This is a genomic window from Burkholderia sp. NLJ2, assembly GCF_049487195.1.
GTDB lineage: Bacteria > Pseudomonadota > Gammaproteobacteria > Burkholderiales > Burkholderiaceae > Burkholderia > Burkholderia pyrrocinia.
On record NZ_CP137808.1, the window covers coordinates 2,714,700 to 2,735,375 of the forward strand.

Genomic DNA, 20,676 nt, shown 5'->3' on the forward strand with positions numbered 1-20,676 from the left:
AGGCGGACGCGGCGGCCCGAAGGCGGCCCGCGTGGCGATTCAGTTCCGAGAAATGCAATGAAATGCGGCAGCGGAATGCGACGACGACGGAATCAAGCGTCCTGCTCCTGGCCGAGGTCGCGTTGATAGTCGAGCCCTTCCGGGCGGGCGCCACCCTGGTTGTGATCGCCGTCGGACGGCGTCTCGCCGGGCGCACCGGCAGGCGGTGCGGAGGGTGCGTCGGTCTGCGGGCGCGGTTGGTCCGCCCCCGCGTCGGGTGGCCGATGCGAAAACCGTTTCGGACGACGCATGGCTGGGTGTCTCATAGGAGGCGCGGCTCGAAGCCGTCGTAGAAACATTCCATAACAAAACAGTCTAGGTCGGTTCCTCGCACGCGAAGGTAACAATTACCCTCAATTTGTAACGTTTCGACCCCGCGTTAGCCATCTGTCCGAGAATAGCGCCGCGTGCACGCGCGACATGCCGTCCTGCGATTTGTCAAAGCTTTGCATTTTTCCTATGACAATTGCGAAACAATGACGCGGCATGGGGCGCGCAAGCGTCGCCGCTCACCCAGACAGGACTTGCACTCAGGGATGAACATCCGTTTCGAATCGTCGCGCCGGGCCATGCCGGCGCGCGTCGTGCTGGCTGCACTCGCCACGGCCGCACTGCTGTCCGGCTGCAACTCGCTGTACAGCGAAGGCGCAACAGCCGGCGCCGGTATCGCGGGCGCCGCGATCGCTTCCAAGGTCACCAACAACGCCGCCGTCGCGACGGGCATCGGCCTCGGCGCCGTCGCCGGCGCGCGTGCGGGCGTCCAGTACTCGCAGCGCGTCGCGCACCGCTACACGCAGGAACAGATCGCGAAGGCGGCCGGCCCGCTCGACGTGGGCGGCGTCGCGCCGTGGTCGACGCACCACTCGTTCCCGATCGAGGACGACGAGCAGGGCCGCGTAACGGTCAGCCGGATGATCAGCGTCGGCCCGCTCGACTGCAAGGAAATCGTGTTCGCAGTCGACACGCCCGCGAAGCCCGACAAGGCCGCGCAATCGGCGTTCTACGTCGCCACCCTCTGCCGCGACGGCCCCGTGTGGAAATGGGCGTCGGCAGAACCGGCGACCGAACGCTGGGGCGCGCTGCAATGAGCGTCGCGATCCGTATCGCGGCGATCGGCGCGCTTTGCGCGGCGGCGGCCGCGCTGTCGGGCTGCGGGTCGGTCGGCGCGGCGAGCGGCGCGCTCGCCGGCGCGGCGACAGGCCTCGTCACGGCGAACCCGGCGGTCGGCGTCGGCGTCGGGATTGCCGTGCAGGCCGCGACCGACGAGGCCGTCAACCGCACGATGAAACAGCTCCATCAGAACCAGCAGGACGCGATCGCGAAGGCGGCCGGCAGCCTGGCCGTCGGCGAAGTGAAACCGTGGAAGGTGAAGAACACGCTGCCGCTGGAAAACGGCGAAGGCGAAGTGCGCGTCACGCGCGCGTACTCGTCGGCGCTCGCGCTGTGCAAGGAATTCGCGTTCTCGGTGAAGGACGGCGACAAGGCCGACTGGTATTTCGCGAATGCGTGCCAGCAAGGCACGCACTGGAAATGGGCATCGGCCGAACCGGCTGTCGATCGGTGGGGGAATTTGCAGTGACGGGGCGATGCGCTGCGCATGATGCGCGGCGCCCTCACCGTTCTGCGCACACGTCACCGGCAGTCGTTACGAACGCGCGCGAAGCTGCGTCACCCTTTCCTTGATCTTCGCGGACAACGCATCGTCCGGGTTGTAGGACAGGCACCGCTCCAGATCGGCGATGGCCGCCTTGAGATCGCCCAGCGTCTCGTAGGCCCTTGCGCGGTTGAAATAAACGAAAGGCTGATCGGGATTGAGCTTCAGCGCCTTGTCGAAATAATCCAGCGATTTGCTCGCAAATGCACCTTCGGGAGTCGACTCAGACTACGCCGAAAAGTCGGAATTTTCCAATCAAGAGCAGGATTTAATTCGGGCAGCCTCACATCTAGCGGCTCCAGACATCGATCAAGGATCGCTGCAATCCCTTGTTTTTAGTCAAGCTCGCGATATATGCAAAATGATCCTCGTCTTCATCAAGCTCTGGCAAATTCGGATCAAATGTTTCATCGCCAACCCACCATGCAGGATATTGAATGGCATGGCCATCAATGGAAAAAGTCGTCATCCCTCGTTGAAAATCGTGTTCGTACTTGACGTTACGACCAAGATCCTCGAAATTCCAGCGTCTTTTATTCCACTGAAGATAAAGCTGCTGATCTGCCGTAAAAACAGCAACCTCCTGGCCTTCGACAGCCATGTAATTTCCGCGCGCCACATATGCATCTCCTGCCAAAGCAGAAAACACCCCTGCGTCGACATTCAGCTCCACAAACCTGGACGGATGATTAATCACCCCGAGTTGCACATTCTTCATCATTCCCCAACCTTCGCGATACCCGTAAGAATATCCATTGTAGGATTGCTTCTTGTTCCCGCGGCGATTACACCCTCCGGGCTACCATATTTCTGAAGCAGCGCTTCGTAGGTCGGCCCATACTTGTTTCCGTATTTGGCCATATTGCGCTCATACAACACCGGCAGCTTGTCCTCGGAGTATTTCGACATTCGGGTTTGATTTCGCATGTCGACAATCTGCCGCCCAATACTTTCTTCGCTGGCGCCACTGGCACGCAAATCGGACACCCATGCACTCTCGTCAGCCAGACCTTGATGGTATTCCAGTCGCACGTTCCGAGCATTGGCAACTTGCTCCGGATTCGTCCAGTCTACCGGCCACTTGGGTGCAGCGAACTCGGATCCTTCTACCGGCACGTACCCGTAGACGCCCTTTGGATCGCCAACGAGGTCCGCAGGCATCGAATCGACCACATAATCGAAGGGACTCGTGTCACCCGCCTTTGGCAGCTTGCCCGCCAGCGCATCAGCGGCCGCCTCCCCGGCAGACATCTCGCCTGCAACGGACGTAGCGCCTCTCGCTCCGCCGACGAGCCCAGCCCCCTTTGCCGCACCCGCCCCACCAAGCAGGCTTCCCCCAAGCATCGACCACTTCTGCCCGTCCGATCCTTCACCAAAAATCTTGCCGCCGATCCACGAACCCACTTCGCCACCAACGAAACCTCCGGCGGCGCCCAAAATCGCAATCGCCGGCCCGGCGAGCACGGCAGTAGCCGCAACACCGACCGCTAACATCGTCCAGTTGACCCACGCCGGAATCTCGGGATTGAACTCCCCCACCGCCGGGCCGCCAATGAACACGTTCGGCGATCCGGCGTCGATCAACGCGCCGCACATCATCCGGTCTTCCTTGCGGCTCGCCGGCCGGCTGTTGATGAAGACCGTCGACGAACCCTGCGCGACCACCTGCGGCGGACCAGCGTGGTCGCTGCACAGACCCAGGCTCAGGATGGCCCGCATCGCCGCGCGACTGTTGATGAAGACGTTCGGCGAGCCCTTTATCAGGCTTCCCGTGACATGCCGAGGCGCCCACGACATCGTGCCGAGCACCTCGCCCAGCCCCCCGCCCGCCGCAGCGCCGGCAGCAACAGCGGCAATCACCGTCAAGGCCGCGCCGCCCGTCGCAACCACCACCGCGGCCCCGATCACCGCGCCCGCGATCAACCCGGCGATCATCCATCCCTTGGACGCCGTATGCGCAACCGGATCGCCGAACCGCGCAGCAGCAAGCAATGTATCCATGTGCTCCCCGTCAGCCCGCGTTCGCAACCGCGCTCAGATAAGCACGCACAGCCTCGACGCTCTGCATGCCGGTCATGCCTTTCACCGACGTCACATCGCCAAGCCGGTCTCCCAGCGACGCGTGCTCGCGCAAATCCACCGTCCAGAGTGCGAATTGACGGCCATCCAATGCTCTCCAGGCCTGTTGCCCATTCGGAGCGGGTTGCAACGCCAGCGGTGCGCCGCCCGGGCCGAAGAATGCGGTGTCGTCGAACATTTCCGTGACATCGTGCCGGAACAGTTCGGCCATGCCGGTGAGCGCGTACAACGTCGCGCTCGGCTCGTGCAGCACGAAGACGATGCCGGTCTCGTCCTGGCCGAGCGGGGTCGACACGAAGGCCGCACGATCGGGCCGGGCCAGCACGACACTCGCGAGCAAACTCTTGTATTCCTTGCTCTTGTCCTCCGTGAACGACTTCGGACAGGTGCCGATGAAACTGATCGCCATGCGCTCACGCCCTGCCTTCGGCGACATCACCACCGTCTGGCGCTGATGCAGCGTCGTGCCTTCCGACACCCACTGGTAATCGATTTCGCGCGCGGTTTCGCCATCGATTTCCCGGTTTTCCAGTTGCTTCAGTTCGAAGCGCGGAAGCGACTTGCGCATCTCCGATACGAGCCGCGTCACGAACGTATCGACCGTGTCGTCCGGCTCCATCGGCGCACGCGAAACCACAAACGTGAATCCGCTGCTACCCGCCTCATCGACCGTGAACAGGTGAATCGTCTTGTCTTTGAAGTGTGCCGGCAACTGAATGACGGCATCGTTCATCTGATATTCGGACATGCTCTTCTCGGTTCGGCCTGCCCGTCGGGGCACGCGCCGGATTGAAACTGTTCGCCGACGGTACGGGCACAGTCGGCGCATCCGTCAGGTGGCAACGTCATTGCACGCCAGCCGTGGCCAGACGCTTGCGAATGGCTTCGATGCGGTCCAGCTGCGGCGAGCCTTTCGGTGTCTGTTGCAGTTCATCGCCGAGGACTTTCGCATACGCGAGGCCGTTGTCGTTCTTCACCGACGGATCGGCCCCATGCGCGAGCAGATAGTCGACGACGTCCCACTGTCGCAGGCGCGTCGCTTCATAGAGCGCGGTCTCCTTCATCGAGTCCCGCAGATTGACGTTCGCCTTGTGCTCGACCAGCAAACGCATTTGCGGCAACAGCGAGTCCTTGCAGGTCGCGAAGATCAGCGGCGTATCGCCGTCGTACTTGAGATCCGGGCTCATGCCGCCGGTCAGCAATGCTCTCAACAGGTTGGGCGTGTCGGCCCGCGCGGCCAGATACGCGACGTTCGCGTCGTTCTCCCCGAACGACTGTTCGGGTTTCGCACCGTCCCGCACCAGTTCGCTGACGATCTGAAGGCGCACGTTCGTGGCGTCCGTCTTCACCGGAACGGCCTCCTGCACCGCGAACGACAACAGGCTGGCCTTCTTGTTGCCCAGCGCCGCGAGATCGGTGTGCGTCGCGAGCGCCTTGACCTGCTCGAGATTCCCGTCGCGAATGGCGCGCGCCAGCTCGAGTTGCTGTCCCGAGAAAAAGTCTTCGGGCGGGTAACGTTTGAAGTCAGCCATTTTTGTTTCCTGTGCATGAGTCGGCCACCAGAACGGCGACGACAAACCGATTACCGCGACAACCGCGCCCGCGGCGATGACCTTGTTGTATTTCATCAATGTCCCTGAAGTTGACTCAGCAGCGACGATTGCTGCTCGGCGACGGTCGTGTTCAGCCCGCTCGTCACCTGACCCATCATGTGTCGCTGGACAGTCGTCACGCTGGTGCCGGGAATGGTGATCTGCTCTCCGACGGCCTTGGGCATCAGTTGCGACGTCACATCGCTGATCGGGCCCAACCCGCCTTCCTGCGCGCCCGTCAGGATGTCGCCATCGACCCGATAGTTCGTGACGGACGACGTCCGGGGCGTTGCGCCATACAGCGGCAGCGTTTCAGGGTTGAGGCCCGCCGCGTTGAAGGTCGTCGCACCGGCGCCGCTGGCCTGCGATGCCGCCGAAGCCAACCCGCCGCCGAGCGAATGACCGGTGAGATCGAGGTCGCCGGCATTTCCGGAGCCATAGATTTTCTTGCCGAGGGTCACCGCGCGATCGTAGTACGGGGAATTGTCTCCCAACCCCTGACTGAGGTTGTTCGACCAATCCTCCTTGACCGTGGGCTGCGTTCCCTTGAAGGCCAGGGTCGGCTTCATGCTGTCGCCAAACACCGCGGGATCGGGTGCATAGACCTGTGTACCGAAATTGCTGCCGGGAATCTGCAAGTCCTTCGGCCTCAGGCCGAACTTCTTGAGCGCTTCCGGATCGTTCGACACGTTTTTCCATCCCGGCGGCGCGGTACCCGGCGTGTACACCGCTTCGGCGAGCTTGGCCAATTGCTGCGCCTTGACCGTCGCCTGAAGCTTGCGTGCCGCTGCCTGCACTTTCGGATCGGCCGACGCAAGGCCAGCCGCGATGATCGCTTGCTGATTGGCCCACTCAATCGCCATCGCCTGCTCGGGCGTCACGAAGAGCCCTTGATTCAGGTGGATCACCGGGCCATCGAGAAAGATCCCGCTCTGATTGATCAGGATGCTCGATGCGCCATGGGACAGCTTGATGCTGTCCGGCTTCAGCGTCACGATGCTCGCGCCGACACGATGCTCGATCTCGTCCGTCGCCTGATAGCTCTGCTTCCCCGGCCCGGCATCGCCGGCCAGCGCCTGCACGCCGACGCTGTTGGCGGTGGTGAAGCGCGCTTTCGCGATCTTTTCCGACAGGCTGCCTTCCGCGACATGCTTGCTCTCGTCGCCTTTCAGCACCGACACGCTCCGCGCGCCGGCTTCGACCGTGTGCGTCTCGCTGTCCTTGACGATCGTTTTCATGTCCTTCTGCGCATGCAGAAAGACCTCCTGAGCGCCGTTCACGTCCGAGAACCGCAGTTCGTTGAAGCCCTCGCCCTTGTGCGTCTGGCTGCGCATCCCCATCGTCTGGCCGCCGCTTCCGTGATACGGGTTGCCCGAATCGCCGTTGAACACGCGCCCGACGACGATCGGGTTGTCCGGATCGCCCTGATTGAACGAGACGAGCACTTCCTGGCCGATCCGCGGGATCGCCGAGCCGCCCCATCCCTTGCCTGCCCATGGTTGCGACACGCGCACCCACATCGAATCCGAACCGTCGAGCTTGCCGCGCCGGTCCCACAGGAAGTGCAGCTTGACCCGGCTGCCGTCGGTGTGAATTTCCTCGCCCTTCGGCCCGACCACGATCGCGGACTGCGTGCCCTGCATGTGCGGCTTGGGCGTACGCCGCTCCGGCCGGAACGGAATGTCGATCGGCAGGCACGTGAACGTGTTGTGGTACGGCAGTTTCGACGTCTGCTGGGTATAGTCGTTCGCCACCTGATGACGAACGTGGAGGATCACGAAGTCCTTGTCGTTGTAGGCGGATGTGCCGTGATTGACCAGCGTGAATCGCCCGCTCGTCGTCATGCCGTGCGCATAACCCGCGCCGTTGAAACGATGCGCAAGCGCTTCTTCCGCCTCCATCGCATAACACGCGTAACGCTGCCCGTCGTTACCGTGGTCATACAGCGAATGGAACTGGTAACGCTCCGTCGTCTGGATATTCGGGTGCTTCAGGTTGACGGTCGGCACCTCGACATGCATCAGCTGCGACGACGGCTGGTTGTAGTTGAAATCCCGGTACGTGATCTTGCCCACGCGGAAACTGAACGCCTCATCCCACCGATCGATGCCGTTCTGCTCGCTGGCGGCACTGTTGGCTTCATACGCAATGGTCTTCAGCGTCGGAATCGGCTGAAACACCGAGTTGGTGTCGCCGATCACGAGGACGTGCTTGTCCTTTTCGTAGCGGAATGTCCAGATCAGCCCTTCCTGCTCCATCAGGCGCGAGCAGAAACTGTAGTACGACTCGTCGTACATCACGATGTATTCGAGCTTTGGGCGATCGCCCTGAATGGCGAACTCGAAATCCGAAAAGCCCATCTCGCGGAAAATATCGCCGAGAATGTCCTGCGGCGTCTGATTCTGGAAGATCCGGCAATCTGTCGAACGTGTCAGAAACCAGAACCACGGAACGACCGACATTTCGTAGCGGGTCACCGAACCCGAGTTTCCGACGCGCCCGAACGACGCAACGTAGCCGTCGAAATATCGCTGCGTCTCGGTATCCGCGGACGACGTCACGACCCGCGTCAGACTGAAATTGCGGCTCTGCGGCTCCAGCGTGATTTTGACTCGCTGTCCGACAATTTCCTGAGGCTCGATATTGTTGCGATGGGAAAGCAGATCGAGGTGCGCTTCGGTGAGCTGATTGACGTGTTCGTCTATGACTGCCGTACTGACCAGCAGCACGTCCGGACCGAGCGGCGTTTCGATCGTGATGAAGCGATTGTCCTGGGTCAGGCGCGGAACAGCGCCAGTCAGACTGTTGATGGCTTCGGCAATCGACTCCGGCGCCTTACCGATCAAGGACAAACCGGTTTGAGCCAGTTGAACCGCGCTCGCGGCACCGCCAAGCAGCCCCGCGCCCGGCATACCGGTGAGCGCGCCCAGTTGTCCCGCCATGCCGGCAAGCGAACCCAGGTTGCCCAAACCGCCTGCCAAGGCCGCGCCGCCCCCTCCCATCCCGTCGGGGTTTCCGTTTGCTGCGAAACTCATCATTAACCTCGTTCTTTTTGTCGGGCGGACCCGCCGCAATCTGGACGCTATCGCACCAGCAAGGCGCTCTCAGCCGCCTTGGAGGCGCCAAATATATCAAAACGCAGGGAACTTCATAACCACTTGTCAGCATTTGATATTGGGGGACGGCACCGGGCCTGGCAGATCACCGGATCGATTTCCGATATTTTTCACCGCCCGCCAATTGCAATCGCACGCTCGAACCAACACGTGCATCGCTCACCCGATCAGTCGACGATGAACGATCAGGTCGTGGCGTACACGGGAAAATGAGCAAGCCGATACGGTAGAAATACAACGAATGGCAGAGTTGATGCCGCAGCCGAACGTGAACGAAGCATTGCCGTCGAAGGTCGAGCCGAACGAGGCATCCGCGCGGAGCGCAATTCTCCGGGCCCCGGGAGGGGCACGTTCCAACATTGAAATGGCGATTGCCCGGCGCCCGTTGCGGACGCCAGGGATAGGCCGCGCTGCCCTGTACTCGCAGCGGTCGAATCAAACCGCGAAACTGGCATCCGGGTTATGTCCGTCGGATGCGCCTGAATCGCCCCACTATTTTCAGGACTCGACGTCCTCGAGGCTGAAGATCTCGGTCTGGTCGTTGTACGAGAAGATCTCGCCGTAACGACCCCAGTCGATCACCGCGTCGAGCGTTTCCTCGGCCGCGCCGTCCGACAGGGAATCCTCGAGCTCCTGCTCGAAGCGCACGCGCGGCGCACGATGGCCCGGACGCTCGTTCAGCACCTTCTTGATCCGCGCAGCCAGCGGCACGTGCTTTAGCAGGTGATCCGCGAACATCAGCTTGCGCTCCTGCGTACCGAATTCCGCGAACACACGCCCCGGCGGCGTCAGGAACACGTCGCCTTCCCGCACGTCCGCGAAACCGAGGTACTGCAGCACTTCTGCGATCGGGAACAGATCGTCGACTTCCAGATGCAGCGTGCGCGCGATTTCCGGCATGTCGGCACGGCCATGGTACGGCGCCATCGCGAGCGTTTCGATCAGGCCGGCCATCAGGTTGGTCGACACCTGGGGCAGCCAGCTGCCGACCTCGAGCCCCTTCTTCGTCGCCTCGCCGGTCTGGCGGGCCGTCATCTTCGCGTAGATATCGTCGACGAGCTTGCGGAACGCCGGGTCGAGCCGGTTGCGAGGATGCTTGAACGGCACCTTGATCTCGGCGATCACGCGGCCCGGATTCGACGACAGCACGAGGATCCGGTCGCACATGAACACGGCTTCCTCGATGTTGTGCGTAACGATCAGCACCGACTTGATCGGCATCCGCCCTTGCGTCCACAGGTCGAGCAGGTCGGTACGCAGCGTCTCGGCCGTCAGCACGTCGAGCGCCGAGAACGGCTCGTCCATCAGCAGGATCGTCGGGTCGACGACGAGCGCGCGCGCAAAGCCCACGCGCTGGCGCATGCCGCCCGACAGCTCGCGCGGATACGCGTTCTCGAAACCGTCGAGACCGATCAGGTCGATCGCGGCCAGTGCACGCTCGCGCCGCTCACGCGCGCCGACGCCGAGCGCTTCGAGGCCGGCCTCCACGTTCTGCAGCACGGTGAGCCACGGGAACAGCGCGAAGGTCTGGAACACCATCGCGACGCCTTCAGCCGGGCCGCGCAGCGGCTGGCCGAGGTAGGTCACTTCACCGCCGGTCGGCTCGATCAGGCCGGCGATGATCCGCAGCAACGTGGACTTGCCCGAGCCGGAGCGGCCGAGCAGCCCGACGATCTCGCCTTCGCGCAGCGACAGGTTCGCGTCGTCGAGCACGAGCAGCTCGCCCTGTGTCTTGTTGAAGCCGCGGCAGACGTGGTCGACGCGCAGGATTTCCTCGCCGAGACGCGGCGGCTGGGACGTCTGGACGGGGGCGTTTACAGCATTCGGATTGTGCATCGCGTTTCGCTCTCAATCGGTCTCAGTCGAGCCGCAGCTTCGCTTCGGCATAGGCATACAGCGGGCGCCACAGCAGGCGGTTGAACAGGGTGACGAACAGGGACATCACGGCGATGCCCATGATGATCTTCGGGAAGTCGCCGGCGGCGGTGGTCTGCGCGATGTACGCGCCGAGGCCGTGCGCCTCGATCTTGGTGGTGCCCCACTGCACGGCTTCCGACACGATGCTCGCGTTCCACGCGCCGCCCGACGCGGTGATTGCGCCGGTCACGTAGTACGGGAAAATGCCGGGCAGGATCGCCTGCCGCCACCACTGCCAGCCACGGATGCGGAAGTTTGTCGCCGCTTCGCGATAGTCGTTCGGGTAGGACGTTGCGCCGGCGATCACGTTGAACAGGATATACCACTGCGTGCCGAGCACGATCAGCGGCGACAGCCAGATGTCGGGGTTCAGGTGGAAGCGCGCGATCACGATCACGAACACCGGGAACAGCAGGTTCGCCGGGAACGCGGCGAGGAACTGCGCGAGCGGCTGCAGCTTCTCGGCCAGCCTCGGGCGCAGCCCGACCCACACGCCGATCGGCACCCAGATCACCGATGCGATCGCGATCAGCACGACCACGCGCAGCAGCGTGATGAGCCCGAGCACCAGCACGTGGCCGACCTCGGCCATCGTCACGCCGGTCGACACGAAACTGACGACGCGCCACACGATATACGCCGTGCCGATCAGCACGAGGGCCGCCCATGCGATGTCGACCGTGCGCGACGCCTTCTTCTCGACGCGCGGCAGCGCGAAGCGCATCGCACCCGACAGCGGCAGGCGCAGCGGAATCCGCGCGGCCTTGGCGAAGAACCAGCCGGCCGGCACGAGCAGCTGATGGATCAGGCGTGTGCGGCGCACGAGGTCGAGCAGCCACGACTCCGGCGCGTTGCCCGAGCTCGTGTTCTCCATCCGGAACTTGTCGGCCCACGCGACGAGCGGGCGGAACAGGAACTGGTCGTACGCGAGGATCACGACCGTCATCGTGACGATCACCCAGCCGATCGCGCCGAGGTTCTTGTCCGAGATCGCCTGCGCGAGATACGCACCGATCCCCGGCAGCGTGATGGTCTGGTTGCCGACGGTGATGGCCTCCGACGCGACGACGAAGAACCAGCCGCCCGACATCGACATCATCATGTTCCAGATCAGCCCCGGCATCGAGAACGGCACCTCGAGCTTCCAGAAGCGCTGCCAGGAGGTCAGGTGGAAGCTCCGCGACACCTCGTCGAGATCGCGCGGCACCGTGCGCAGCGACTGGTAGAAGCTGAACGTCATGTTCCACGCCTGGCTCGTGAAGATCGCGAAGATCGCCGCGAGCTCGGCGCCGAGCACGCGGCTCGGGAACAGCGCGAGGAAGAACGTGACCGTAAACGAGATAAAGCCGAGCACCGGCACCGACTGCAGGATGTCGAGGATCGGGATCAGCACCATGCCCGCGCGACGGCTCTTGGCCGCGAGCGTGCCGTAGACGAGCGTGAACACGAGCGACGCAACCATCGCCGCGAGCATCCGCAACGTGGTGCGCAACGCGTATTCGGGCAGGTTCGACGGGTCGAGCGAGATCTTCTGCGTCTGCAGGGTCCCGATCGGTGCCATCGTTTCGTGGAAGCCGACGATCGCCATCGCCAGCAGGCAGATGATCAGCGGAAACGCGATGAAGTCCCACCGGTTCGGCAGAACGCGCCACGCGGACGCGTTGGCGGTCCGGTTCGGATTGAAGAATCCGACGTCCATCAGGCGCCCTCCCCGGTAAGGCCGAACGAAGCCGGCAGTCGATGTTGATTCATGGCAAAGCGCACGGGCGCGGTAATTCGATTGACTGACGATCTCGCGCAGGCGCGATGCGCAGCGCGTGCAAGCTGCGCCCCCGTGCGGCCCGGTCGAGTCGGCTCGCGACGGCACGACACTACACCAACCTGTATTTCAGGTACAACCGTCCGGGGGCGGCGCGACGGCGCCCGCCACGGGCGGCGCACGGATCGTGCCCGGCGCGCGGGCGGACGGCAGGTGCACGGTACGGGGCAGCCCGGCCGCAGTCGTTCGGCCGGCATGCAGGCCCGAATTATGCCGTGATCCGGGCCGGCCGTGAACCCGCCAGCCGCACGCAGGTGGAAACCATATCGGGCGTCAGGAGCCGGATGCGGCGAAGCGGGTATGATCGGGGCTAGCCCCCGGGGTCTGTTGCGGCCGTTCTCGTGGCTACGCATGCACGCCCCATCTGCAAACAGACCCTGGGGATCGATCGACGAGCGGGAGGAAGGGAATGGCAGGAAACTTGGTGATCGTCTGCCGCGATCAGGATGCCGACGCGTTCTACGAACTGATGCAGGAGTACGGGTCGTTCCAGACTCGGCTGTCGTCGACGGCGTGGTACCTGAACATGAACGTCGTGCCGGAATCGCTGCAGGAGGAAATCCTGGAGCGCCTCGGCCGCTATACGACCGTCTACATCTTCGAGGCCACCACCGTGACCTACAACACGATCGACAGCAACGCAGCCGAGACGCTCGGCACGCTGTTCGAATGATGCCGCGCGGCGCTTGCCGGCCCGGGCAGGCGCCGCAGCCGCTTACGCGGCCTGAGCGTGGGGCTCGTCCTTCGGCACGACCTCGAACGGAAACGTCATCGCGACGCGCAGGCCGCCTTCGGGGCGGTTGCCGATGTCGCACGCCCCGCCCAGCCTGAGCACGAGCCGCTCGACGATCGCGAGCCCGAGCCCGCTGTGGCCGTTCCCGCCGCGCGCGGGGTCGAGCCGCACGAACGGCCGCGTCGCGGCCGCGAGGTCGCGCGGCGCGATCCCGCCGCCGTTGTCGCTGACCGACAGCACGTAGCCGGTCGGCGTGCGCGCCGTCTCGACGAGCACGGGCGGCGCGCCGTACGCATGCGCGTTGTCCAGCAGGTTCGACAGGATCCGGTCGAGCGTCGCCGTCGGCAGCCGGAAGCCCGGATCGGCGTCGAGCCGCGTCTGGACCGCCGGCGCGTTCGGCGCGACCGCACGATAGCTGCGTGCGATCCGCTCGCAGGCCTGATCGACCGGCACCGGCTCGCTGCGGTCGGACCCGCCGTGTGCAAACACCAGAAACTGGTCGACGATGTGCGACATCGAGTCGACGTCGCGCACGACGCCGTCGCGCAAGCGCGCGTCGTCCATCATTTCCGCACGCAGGCGCATCCGCGCAAGCGGCGTGCGCAGGTCGTGCGCAACGCCCGCCAGCATCACCGCGCGATCGCTGTCGGCCTGCGACACCTGTTCCACCATCTGGTTGAAGCCATGCGTGAGCTGGCGCAACTCGCGCGGGCCGCGCTCGCGCAGCGGCGGCACCGGCTGCCCGCGGCCGAAGCGCGCGACCGCGCGCGCCAGCGAGCGCAGCGGCTGCTGCAATTGCCAGGCCGCGAACAACGCGGCGATCACGCCGGCCGAGAAGATCGTGCCGAGCCACAACAGCATCCGGTCGAGCGAGCGCGGCGGACGCAGCGGCTGCACGGGCACCACGATCCAGTTGCGGTCGGCCGGCTCCTTGACCCACAGCACCGGTGGATGGCCCGGCGCGCCGATCTCGACGCGCGTGCCGGGCGGCATCCGCTCGCTCACGTCGTCGCGGAACCGCTTGAGCGCCGCCGGCAGGCTCGACGGATCGGCGTTCGGCACGTCGGCGCTGTCCGGCGTCACGAGCCGCACGCGCGACGGCAACGGCTGGTCGGGCGTGCGCTCGACGTGCTGGCGCACCGCGTCGACCAGGAATGCGGCCTCCTCGACCGCGTAACGCGTCTGCATCTGGTTGCGCTCGAGCCGCATCGCGAAGAACCACGCGAAGTGCGACAGGAGCAGGACGCCAACGACGAGCAGCGCGAGCCGCCCGAACAGCGAATCAATGGGTTTGCGCATGGGCCTCGCCGTCGGGCACGAACACGTAGCCGCGCCCGCGGACCGTCTGGATGAAGCGCGGCGTCGACGGATCCGTTTCGAGGATGCGGCGCAGGCGCCACACCTGGACGTCGATGCCGCGGTCGGTGCCGTCGTACTCGGGCCCGTGCAGCAGCTCGAGCAGCCGCTCGCGCGTCAGCGTGCGCAGCGCATGGTTGACGAAGATCTTCAGCAGCGCGAATTCACTGCTCGACAGCGTGGCCGGCTTGCCGTCGACCGACAGCGTGCGCCCCTGGAAGTCGAGCACGAAGCGGCCGAATGCGAACGGCTCGCGCTGTTCGGGCGCGGCCGCCGACGGCGTCGCGCGGCGGCGGCGCAGCACGGCCTGCACGCGCGCGAGCAGTTCGCGCGGGTTGAACGGCTTGCCGAGGTAGTCGTCCGCGCCGAGTTCGAGCCCGACGATGCGGTCGACGTCGTCTGCACGCGCGGTCAGCATGATCACGGGGATGTCGTCGCCGGCCGCGCGCAACTGGCGCAGCGCGGTCAGGCCGTCGACGCCCGGCATCATCAGGTCCAGCACGATCAGGTCGGGCCGCTCCCGCTCGAGACGCTTCTCGAGCGTCGCCGCGTCGTGCAGCACGGACACTTCCATCCCCTGACGCACGAGATAGTCGCGCAGCAGGTCTCGGAGTTCTTGGTCGTCGTCGACGATGAGGATCTGGGTAGTCATGGCTCGAAGTTTACCGCGCTAGGGCGGAGTCGAAGAACGAAACAAAGGGACGAAAGGGTTACTGCGGGTTACCGCGCAAGGGAACTGTAATGCGCGGTAACCGTGCCACCGCCCCACGTAACACCGGCCGGGGCCCGCATCGCTAACCTGCGTCTTACCGGATGCGGTACGCGGCTTCCCCCCGGACTGCATCGCCGGACCCTTTGGATACAAGGAGTTTCTGAAATGTATAAGAAGACTTCCCGCGTGGCCATCGCGGCCGCCACTGTGCTCGCCCTCGCATTCGGCACCGCGCATGCCGCGCAGCCCAACGACATGCCGCCGCCGGGCGGCCCCGGCATGAACCAGATGCACGGGCACGACGGCGGCCCGTTCGGCGCGATCATGAAACTGCACGACCAGCTGAAGCTCAACGCGTCGCAGGAACAGCAATGGCAGACGGCCGTCAACACGATGAAGCAGAACCGTGATGCGATGCGCAAGAGCCACGAGCAGATGCGCGAGCAGTTCAAGGTACAGCAGAACCAGCCGATCCTCGACCTGAGCGCGCTGCACGCCGCGCGCCAGCAGGCCGAGCAGCAGAACGCGCAACTGCGCGAGCAGACGTCCGCCGCATGGCTCGCGTTCTACAACGGGCTGAACGACCAGCAGAAGACCACGGTCAGCACGGCGCTCAAGCAGCAGTTCGCGCAGATGCAGCAGCGCCACGAGAAGATGAAGGAACGCTGGGAGCAGCATCGCGCGGCCAAGGGCGCGTCGGCGCCGGCGCAGTAAGCCGGCGAGCCGCTCCCCGGAGCGGCGCCGAAGGGGACGCTGGCCGATGCCCGCGTCCCCTTTTTTCGTTCAGGCGACGTCGAACAACAGCACCTCGGCCGCCCGGCCGCGCGCGAACGTGACCGCGTCCACGCCGCCGATGCCCGCGCCATCGCCCGCCGCCAGCGCACGGCCGTTGATCTCCACCTCGCCACGCGCCACATGCGCGTAAACGCGGCGGCCGGCCGGCACGTCGAACGCCGCCCGCTCGCCGCCGTCGATCCATCCCGCGAAGATTCGTGCATCCGCGTGCACCGGCAGCGAGCCGTCGTCGCCGTCCGGCGACGCGACGAGCCGCAGCCGGCCGCGCCGGTCGTCGTCGGCGAAGCGCGTGTGCGCGTAGCCGGGCCTGCCGCCCGGCCCGGCCGGCGCGAGCCAGATCCGCAGCAGGCGCAGCGGCTGGTCGCGCGACGCGTTGGTTTCGCTCAGCATGATGCCCGTGCCCGCGCTCGTGCGCTGCACGCCGCCCGAGCGGACGATCGCGCCGCTGCCGAGGCTGTCGCGGTACGCAAGCGCGCCGTCGAGCACGTAGGTGACGATTTCCGCGTCGCGGTACGGACGCATGCCGAAGCCGCGGGTCGGTGCGATGCACTCCTCGTTCAGTTCGCGCAGCACGCCGAACGCCGGCGCGCCGCCACGACCGTCGGCGCGGGGAAAGCTGTGGTGGGATTCGTGCCAGCCGTGGCTGCGCTGGTCGCGATCGGCGGCGCGACGGATCTGGAACATGGGGTGGCACTCCGTGAGACGCACTATTTCTGGCGTACCCCAACTGTAGGGTTGCGTCGACCACGCCACAATCCGTCGACCGCGCACCGGATCGTTGCATCCGCGGCTGCAATTGACGCAATGCCCGTTGCGAATACTGTGATTACCGCAACAGCCGAATCGAAGAATCGATCGATCGCGCCGGATTGCCGTTTTCCGGGTATCGCGTTCGGGTAAAATACCGCCCTTTTGGCGTTCGCCCGTCCGGCGGCCGCCATCGCCAGAACGCCGATCGGCGAATTTTGGCCGTCTAGAATACGCCGCGGCGCCCGGTCCGACCGGCCGCGAGCGCCCCCGGAAAGTCAGCAACAGAAGGATGGAAATGAAGAAGGCCGCCCTGTGCGCCGCCCTCGCCCTCGTGGCGGGCAGCGCCTTCGCGAAGGAGTGGAAGACCGTGCGGATCGGCGTCGATGCCAGCTACCCGCCGTTCGAGTCGACCGCGCCGAGCGGCGAGATCGTCGGTTTCGACGTCGATCTCACCAAGGAGATCTGCAAGCGGATCAACGTGAAATGCGTGTGGGTGGCGCAGGACCTCGACGGGATCATCCCGGCGCTGAAGGCGAAGAAGTACGACGTCATCGTGTCGTCGCTGACCGTCACGGACAAGCGCCGCGAGCAGATCGACTTCTCCGACAAGGTGTACGACGCACCGGCGCGGATGATCGCGAAAACCGGCTCCCCGCTGCTGCCGACGGTGGCGTCGTTGAAGGGCAAGCGCGTCGGCGTCGAGCAGGGCTCGACGCAGGAAACCTACGCGAAGGCGTACTGGGAACCGCAGGGCGTGACGATCATTCCTTACCAGAACCAGGACCAGGTCTATGCCGATCTCGGCTCGGGCCGCCTCGACGCGACGCTGCAGGACGAACTGCAGGCCGACTACGGCTTCCTGCGCACGCCGCGCGGCAAGGGCTTCGCGTTCGCCGGGCCGGAAGTGAAGGATCCGAAGACGATCGGCGACGGCACCGCGATCGGCCTGCGCAAGGAAGATACGAACCTGAAGCTCAAGATCAACCAGGCGCTGGCCGACATGCACAAGGACGGCACGTACGACCGGCTGTCGCACAAGTACTTCTCGTTCAGCGTCTATTCGGCTGCGGCCCGCTGAGCGCCGACAAGAAGAAGCAACGGATGCGGGGGCGGCCCCGCGTCCGGGCAGTACAGGCAGTCAACCACGCGCCGCCCGCCCCCTTGCCCGCCGCTCGCGCGACGGGCTGGCCCGGCACCGTTGCCGGGGCGGACGGTCATGATACGCACGGGGCGTTCCGCGCAGCTTGGCGGACGCGTCTTTCGCGGCGCACTGCGTGCGCCGTCGAGGACCACATATGTTTCTACAAGGTTACGGCCCGCTGATCCTCGCAGGCACCTGGCAAACCGTCAAACTGGCGGTGCTTTCGCTTGCGCTGTCGTTCCTGCTGGGTCTGCTCGGCGCGGGTGCGAAGCTGTCGCGCAACCGCGTGACGAACGGCGTCGGCACCGTCTACACGACGCTGATCCGCGGCGTACCCGACCTCGTGCTGATGCTGCTGCTGTTCTACAGCCTGCAGATCTGGCTGAACATGGCGACCGACGCGCTCGGCTGGGACCAGATCGACATCGATCCGTTCCTCGCCGGCGTGCTCGTGCTCGGCTTCATCTACGGCGCGTACTTCACCGAGACGTTCCGCGGCGCGTTCCTGTCGGTGCCGCGCGGCCAGCTCGAGGCCGGCAGCGCGTACGGGATGACGAACTGGCAGGTGTTCACGCGGATCATGTTCCCGCAGATGATGCGCTTCGCGCTGCCGGGCATCGGCAACAACTGGCAAGTGCTCGTGAAGTCGACCGCGCTCGTGTCGATCATCGGCCTGGCCGACGTCGTGAAGGCGTCGCAGGACGCCGGCAAGGGCACGCTGCGGTTCTTCTTCTTCACGCTGATCGCGGGAGCGGTCTACCTCGCCATCACGACGATCTCGAACTTCGTGCTGATATGGCTCGAAAAGCGCTACTCGACCGGTGTCCGCAAGGCTGACCTATGATCGAACTCATCCAAGAATACTGGCGCAACTATCTCTACACCGACGGCTATCGCATCACCGGTGTCGCGATCACGCTGTGGCTGCTCGTCGTGTCGATCGGCATCGGCTTCTGCCTGTCGGTGCCGCTCGCGGTTGCGCGCGTGTCGAAGAGGAAGTGGCTGTCGAGCGCCGTGTGGCTCTACACGTACGTGTTCCGCGGCACGCCGCTCTACGTGCAGCTGCTGCTCTGCTACACGGGCCTCTACAGCCTGCAGGCCGTGCGCGGCACGCCGATGCTCGACGCGTTCTTCCGCGACGGGATGCACTGCACGCTGCTCGCGTTCACGCTGAACACCTGCGCATACACCACCGAAATCTTCGCGGGTGCGATCAAGGCGACGTCGTACGGCGAGATCGAAGCCGCGCGCGCGTACGGGATGACGCCGTTCACGATGTATCGCCGCGTGATCCTGCCGTCGGCGCTGCGCCGCGCGCTGCCGCTGTACAGCAACGAAGTGATCCTGATGCTGCACGCGACTACCGTGGCATTTACCGCGACCGTGCCGGACATCCTGAAGATCGCCCGCGACGTGAACTCGGCGACCTACATGTCGTTCCATGCGTTCGGCATCGCCGCCCTGCTCTACCTCGTGATCTCGTTTGCGCTCGTGTGGCTGTTCCGCCAGGCAGAGCGCCGCTGGCTCGCGTATCTGCGCCCGCAAGGCAAGTAAGTTTTCGCAGGACTATTGATGAACTCCCAGACTCAGAAGCTTTTCGTCGACGATCTGCACAAGCGGTACGGCGACAACGAGGTGCTCAAGGGCGTGTCGCTGAAGGCGAACTCGGGCGACGTGATCAGCGTGATCGGCTCGTCCGGCTCCGGCAAGAGCACGATGCTCCGCTGCATCAACTTCCTCGAGCAGCCGAATGCGGGCCGCATCTTCGTCGACGGCGAGGAAGTGCGCACCGCCCTCGACAAGGCGGGCGCGCTGCGCGCGGCCGATCCGAAGCAGTTGCAGCGCGTGCGCACCAAGCTGTCGATGGTGTTCCAGCACTTCAATCTCTGGTCGCACATGAACGTGATCGAGAACGTGATGGAAGCGCCCGTGAACGTGCTCGGCATCCCGAAGAAGGAAGCCGAGGAGCGTGCGCGCGAATACCTGGAGAAGGTCGGCCTCGCGCCGCGCGTCGAGAAGCAGTATCCGTCGCACCTGTCGGGCGGCCAGCAGCAGCGCGTCGCGATCGCGCGTGCGCTCGCAATGCATCCGGACGTGATGCTGTTCGACGAGCCGACGTCGGCGCTCGACCCGGAGCTGGTCGGCGAAGTGCTGAAGGTGATGCAGAAGCTTGCCGAGGAAGGCCGCACGATGATCGTCGTCACGCACGAGATGGGTTTCGCGCGCAACGTGTCGAACCACGTGATGTTCCTGCATCAGGGCCGCGTCGAGGAAGAAGGCGTGCCGGCCGAGGTGTTTGCCAACCCGAAGAGCGAACGCCTGCGCGGGTTCCTGTCGGGCAGCCTCAAGTAACGCACGACACGCACGACGTGCAAACGGGCGCCGCGCGGCGCCCGTATTTCGTTTACGCGGCGCTCACCGGTTCGCTGTCGGCGAACGCCCGCAGTTCGTCGCCCGCGAGCCGGTAACGCACCCACTCGCTCTGCGGCGCGGCGCCGACGCTCTCGTAGAAGCGGATCGCCGGCTCGTTCCAGTCGAGCACGCTCCATTCGAATCGCCCGCAGCCCGATTCGACCGCGATCCGCGCGAGCGCCTTCAGCAGCCGCAGCCCGGCGCCCACGCCGCGAAAGCGCGGCGACACGTACAGATCCTCGAGATAGAGCCCCTGTCGGGCAAGCCACGTCGAATACGAGAAGAAATACACGGCGAAGCCGGCCGGCTCGCCGTCGACCTCGCACACCAGCGCGCGCGCCGGCGCCCCTTCGCCGAACAGGCTGCGCTCGAGCGACGCGGGCGTCGCGATCACTTCGTGCTCCGCTTTCTCGTAGACGGCCAGCTCCGTGATGAAACGCAGGATCAGCGGCACGTCGGCGACGGTGGCGGTACGGATGTCGATTTGCACGGGTTGAGCCCTCCTCCGGCCCGGAATTGAAACGGAAAGCGGCGCCGCACAACCGCGCTGGCGCCGATCAG

21 protein-coding genes are annotated in these 20,676 nt (G+C 65.0%); 8 read left to right on the forward strand and 13 right to left on the reverse strand.

All coding sequences use genetic code 11. The features are described from left to right. Positions 1–92 precede the first annotated feature (92 nt). Complete coding sequence (locus R9B84_RS12495) at positions 93–290, reverse strand: hypothetical protein (protein WP_047898721.1); 198 nt, start codon at positions 288–290, stop codon at positions 93–95. Between the two features lie 285 nt (positions 291–575). On the opposite strand from R9B84_RS12495, the gene R9B84_RS12500 reads away from it, so the two are divergent. Together R9B84_RS12500 and R9B84_RS12505 are read left to right on the forward strand one after the other, a co-directional pair. Continuing rightward, the gene (locus R9B84_RS12500) at positions 576–1,127 is read left to right on the forward strand and encodes a hypothetical protein (protein ID WP_423758175.1); all 552 of its coding nucleotides are present in this window, start codon (positions 576–578) and stop codon (positions 1,125–1,127) included. Further along, entirely contained in the window at positions 1,124–1,618 is a 495-nt protein-coding gene (locus tag R9B84_RS12505) for a hypothetical protein (RefSeq protein ID WP_423758176.1), read from the forward strand. The genes R9B84_RS12500 and R9B84_RS12505 overlap by 4 nt, the downstream gene beginning before the upstream one ends. Before the next feature lie 66 nt (positions 1,619–1,684). On the opposite strand, the gene R9B84_RS12510 is transcribed toward R9B84_RS12505, so the two are convergent. The 8 genes from R9B84_RS12510 to R9B84_RS12545 all read right to left on the reverse strand — a co-directional run bounded on the left by R9B84_RS12510 (position 1,685) and on the right by R9B84_RS12545 (position 12,096). Beyond that, a complete protein-coding gene (locus tag R9B84_RS12510) occupies positions 1,685–1,882 on the reverse strand; it encodes a tetratricopeptide repeat protein (protein ID WP_423759997.1) in 198 nt (65 codons plus the stop codon). 100 nt (positions 1,883–1,982) lie between these two features. Further along, the gene (locus R9B84_RS12515) at positions 1,983–2,414 is read right to left on the reverse strand and encodes a hypothetical protein (protein WP_423758177.1); all 432 of its coding nucleotides are present in this window, start codon (positions 2,412–2,414) and stop codon (positions 1,983–1,985) included. Further along, positions 2,411–3,694 (reverse strand): PAAR domain-containing protein, encoded by a 1,284-nt coding sequence (locus R9B84_RS12520; protein ID WP_423758178.1) that lies wholly within the window; start codon positions 3,692–3,694, stop codon positions 2,411–2,413. Before R9B84_RS12520 ends, R9B84_RS12515 begins: the two co-directional genes overlap by 4 nt. Positions 3,695–3,704: 10 nt before the next feature. Then, complete coding sequence (locus R9B84_RS12525; RefSeq protein ID WP_423758179.1) at positions 3,705–4,520, reverse strand: DcrB-related protein; 816 nt, start codon at positions 4,518–4,520, stop codon at positions 3,705–3,707. Positions 4,521–4,617: 97 nt separating this feature from the next. Then, positions 4,618–5,349 (reverse strand): ankyrin repeat domain-containing protein, encoded by a 732-nt coding sequence (locus tag R9B84_RS12530; protein WP_423758180.1) that lies wholly within the window; start codon positions 5,347–5,349, stop codon positions 4,618–4,620. A gap of 50 nt (positions 5,350–5,399) precedes the next feature. Next, the gene (gene tssI / locus R9B84_RS12535) at positions 5,400–8,399 is read right to left on the reverse strand and encodes a type VI secretion system tip protein TssI/VgrG (protein ID WP_423758181.1); all 3,000 of its coding nucleotides are present in this window, start codon (positions 8,397–8,399) and stop codon (positions 5,400–5,402) included. 579 nt (positions 8,400–8,978) lie between these two features. Then, complete coding sequence (locus tag R9B84_RS12540) at positions 8,979–10,316, reverse strand: AAA-associated domain-containing protein (RefSeq protein ID WP_047898729.1); 1,338 nt, start codon at positions 10,314–10,316, stop codon at positions 8,979–8,981. Between the two features lie 22 nt (positions 10,317–10,338). Further along, positions 10,339–12,096 (reverse strand): ABC transporter permease, encoded by a 1,758-nt coding sequence (locus tag R9B84_RS12545; protein WP_423758182.1) that lies wholly within the window; start codon positions 12,094–12,096, stop codon positions 10,339–10,341. 529 nt (positions 12,097–12,625) lie between these two features. Here R9B84_RS12545 and R9B84_RS12550 point away from each other — a divergent pair. Further along, on the forward strand, positions 12,626–12,889 hold the full coding sequence (locus R9B84_RS12550) for a hypothetical protein (protein WP_011352846.1): 264 nt from the start codon (positions 12,626–12,628) through the stop codon (positions 12,887–12,889). A gap of 42 nt (positions 12,890–12,931) precedes the next feature. Here R9B84_RS12550 and R9B84_RS12555 read toward each other — a convergent pair whose 3' ends face one another. Then, positions 12,932–14,248 (reverse strand): ATP-binding protein, encoded by a 1,317-nt coding sequence (locus tag R9B84_RS12555; RefSeq protein WP_423758183.1) that lies wholly within the window; start codon positions 14,246–14,248, stop codon positions 12,932–12,934. After that, a complete protein-coding gene (locus R9B84_RS12560) occupies positions 14,232–14,957 on the reverse strand; it encodes a response regulator (protein WP_047898732.1) in 726 nt (241 codons plus the stop codon). The genes R9B84_RS12555 and R9B84_RS12560 overlap by 17 nt, the downstream gene beginning before the upstream one ends. Positions 14,958–15,182: 225 nt before the next feature. Between R9B84_RS12560 and R9B84_RS12565 the strand changes: the two genes are divergently transcribed. Further along, positions 15,183–15,731 (forward strand): periplasmic heavy metal sensor, encoded by a 549-nt coding sequence (locus R9B84_RS12565; RefSeq protein WP_423758184.1) that lies wholly within the window; start codon positions 15,183–15,185, stop codon positions 15,729–15,731. Positions 15,732–15,800: 69 nt separating this feature from the next. Here the strand turns inward: R9B84_RS12565 and R9B84_RS12570 are convergent, their stop codons facing one another. Beyond that, positions 15,801–16,496 carry a pirin family protein gene (locus tag R9B84_RS12570; protein WP_423758185.1) on the reverse strand — a complete coding sequence of 232 codons (696 nt, stop codon included), beginning with the start codon at positions 16,494–16,496 and terminating at the stop codon, positions 15,801–15,803. Between the two features lie 361 nt (positions 16,497–16,857). Here R9B84_RS12570 and R9B84_RS12575 point away from each other — a divergent pair, with 361 nt between their 5' ends. The 4 genes from R9B84_RS12575 to R9B84_RS12590 all read left to right on the forward strand — a co-directional run bounded on the left by R9B84_RS12575 (position 16,858) and on the right by R9B84_RS12590 (position 20,055). Next, positions 16,858–17,640 carry an ABC transporter substrate-binding protein gene (locus tag R9B84_RS12575; RefSeq protein WP_423758186.1) on the forward strand — a complete coding sequence of 261 codons (783 nt, stop codon included), beginning with the start codon at positions 16,858–16,860 and terminating at the stop codon, positions 17,638–17,640. 217 nt (positions 17,641–17,857) lie between these two features. After that, entirely contained in the window at positions 17,858–18,547 is a 690-nt protein-coding gene (locus tag R9B84_RS12580) for an ABC transporter permease (protein ID WP_423758187.1), read from the forward strand. After that, positions 18,544–19,257, forward strand: coding sequence for an ABC transporter permease (locus R9B84_RS12585; protein WP_423758188.1), 714 nt, complete (start codon positions 18,544–18,546; stop codon positions 19,255–19,257). The genes R9B84_RS12580 and R9B84_RS12585 overlap by 4 nt, the downstream gene beginning before the upstream one ends. A gap of 18 nt (positions 19,258–19,275) precedes the next feature. Then, positions 19,276–20,055 (forward strand): ABC transporter ATP-binding protein, encoded by a 780-nt coding sequence (locus R9B84_RS12590; RefSeq protein ID WP_423758189.1) that lies wholly within the window; start codon positions 19,276–19,278, stop codon positions 20,053–20,055. A 52-nt stretch (positions 20,056–20,107) separates the two neighbouring features. On the opposite strand, the gene R9B84_RS12595 is transcribed toward R9B84_RS12590, so the two are convergent. After that, a complete protein-coding gene (locus tag R9B84_RS12595) occupies positions 20,108–20,605 on the reverse strand; it encodes a GNAT family N-acetyltransferase (protein ID WP_423758190.1) in 498 nt (165 codons plus the stop codon). Positions 20,606–20,676 lie beyond the last annotated feature (71 nt).

What these genes read in the sequence shown, in the direction of transcription:
- tssI (WP_423758181.1), bottom strand. Translation starts at nt 8,399, where the DNA reads ATGAGTTTCGCAGCAAACGGAAACCCCGACGGGATGGGAGGGGGCGGC.
- R9B84_RS12520 (WP_423758178.1), bottom strand. Translation starts at nt 3,694, where the DNA reads ATGGATACATTGCTTGCTGCTGCGCGGTTCGGCGATCCGGTTGCGCAT.
- R9B84_RS12550 (WP_011352846.1), top strand. Translation starts at nt 12,626, where the DNA reads ATGGCAGGAAACTTGGTGATCGTCTGCCGCGATCAGGATGCCGACGCG.
- R9B84_RS12590 (WP_423758189.1), top strand. Translation starts at nt 19,276, where the DNA reads ATGAACTCCCAGACTCAGAAGCTTTTCGTCGACGATCTGCACAAGCGG.
- R9B84_RS12580 (WP_423758187.1), top strand. Translation starts at nt 17,858, where the DNA reads ATGTTTCTACAAGGTTACGGCCCGCTGATCCTCGCAGGCACCTGGCAA.
- R9B84_RS12585 (WP_423758188.1), top strand. Translation starts at nt 18,544, where the DNA reads ATGATCGAACTCATCCAAGAATACTGGCGCAACTATCTCTACACCGAC.
- R9B84_RS12505 (WP_423758176.1), top strand. Translation starts at nt 1,124, where the DNA reads ATGAGCGTCGCGATCCGTATCGCGGCGATCGGCGCGCTTTGCGCGGCG.
- R9B84_RS12555 (WP_423758183.1), bottom strand. Translation starts at nt 14,248, where the DNA reads ATGCGCAAACCCATTGATTCGCTGTTCGGGCGGCTCGCGCTGCTCGTC.
- R9B84_RS12570 (WP_423758185.1), bottom strand. Translation starts at nt 16,496, where the DNA reads ATGTTCCAGATCCGTCGCGCCGCCGATCGCGACCAGCGCAGCCACGGC.
- R9B84_RS12565 (WP_423758184.1), top strand. Translation starts at nt 15,183, where the DNA reads ATGTATAAGAAGACTTCCCGCGTGGCCATCGCGGCCGCCACTGTGCTC.
- R9B84_RS12515 (WP_423758177.1), bottom strand. Translation starts at nt 2,414, where the DNA reads ATGATGAAGAATGTGCAACTCGGGGTGATTAATCATCCGTCCAGGTTT.
- R9B84_RS12500 (WP_423758175.1), top strand. Translation starts at nt 576, where the DNA reads ATGAACATCCGTTTCGAATCGTCGCGCCGGGCCATGCCGGCGCGCGTC.
- R9B84_RS12495 (WP_047898721.1), bottom strand. Translation starts at nt 290, where the DNA reads ATGCGTCGTCCGAAACGGTTTTCGCATCGGCCACCCGACGCGGGGGCG.
- R9B84_RS12525 (WP_423758179.1), bottom strand. Translation starts at nt 4,520, where the DNA reads ATGTCCGAATATCAGATGAACGATGCCGTCATTCAGTTGCCGGCACAC.
- R9B84_RS12560 (WP_047898732.1), bottom strand. Translation starts at nt 14,957, where the DNA reads ATGACTACCCAGATCCTCATCGTCGACGACGACCAAGAACTCCGAGAC.
- R9B84_RS12540 (WP_047898729.1), bottom strand. Translation starts at nt 10,316, where the DNA reads ATGCACAATCCGAATGCTGTAAACGCCCCCGTCCAGACGTCCCAGCCG.
- R9B84_RS12575 (WP_423758186.1), top strand. Translation starts at nt 16,858, where the DNA reads ATGAAGAAGGCCGCCCTGTGCGCCGCCCTCGCCCTCGTGGCGGGCAGC.
- R9B84_RS12545 (WP_423758182.1), bottom strand. Translation starts at nt 12,096, where the DNA reads ATGGACGTCGGATTCTTCAATCCGAACCGGACCGCCAACGCGTCCGCG.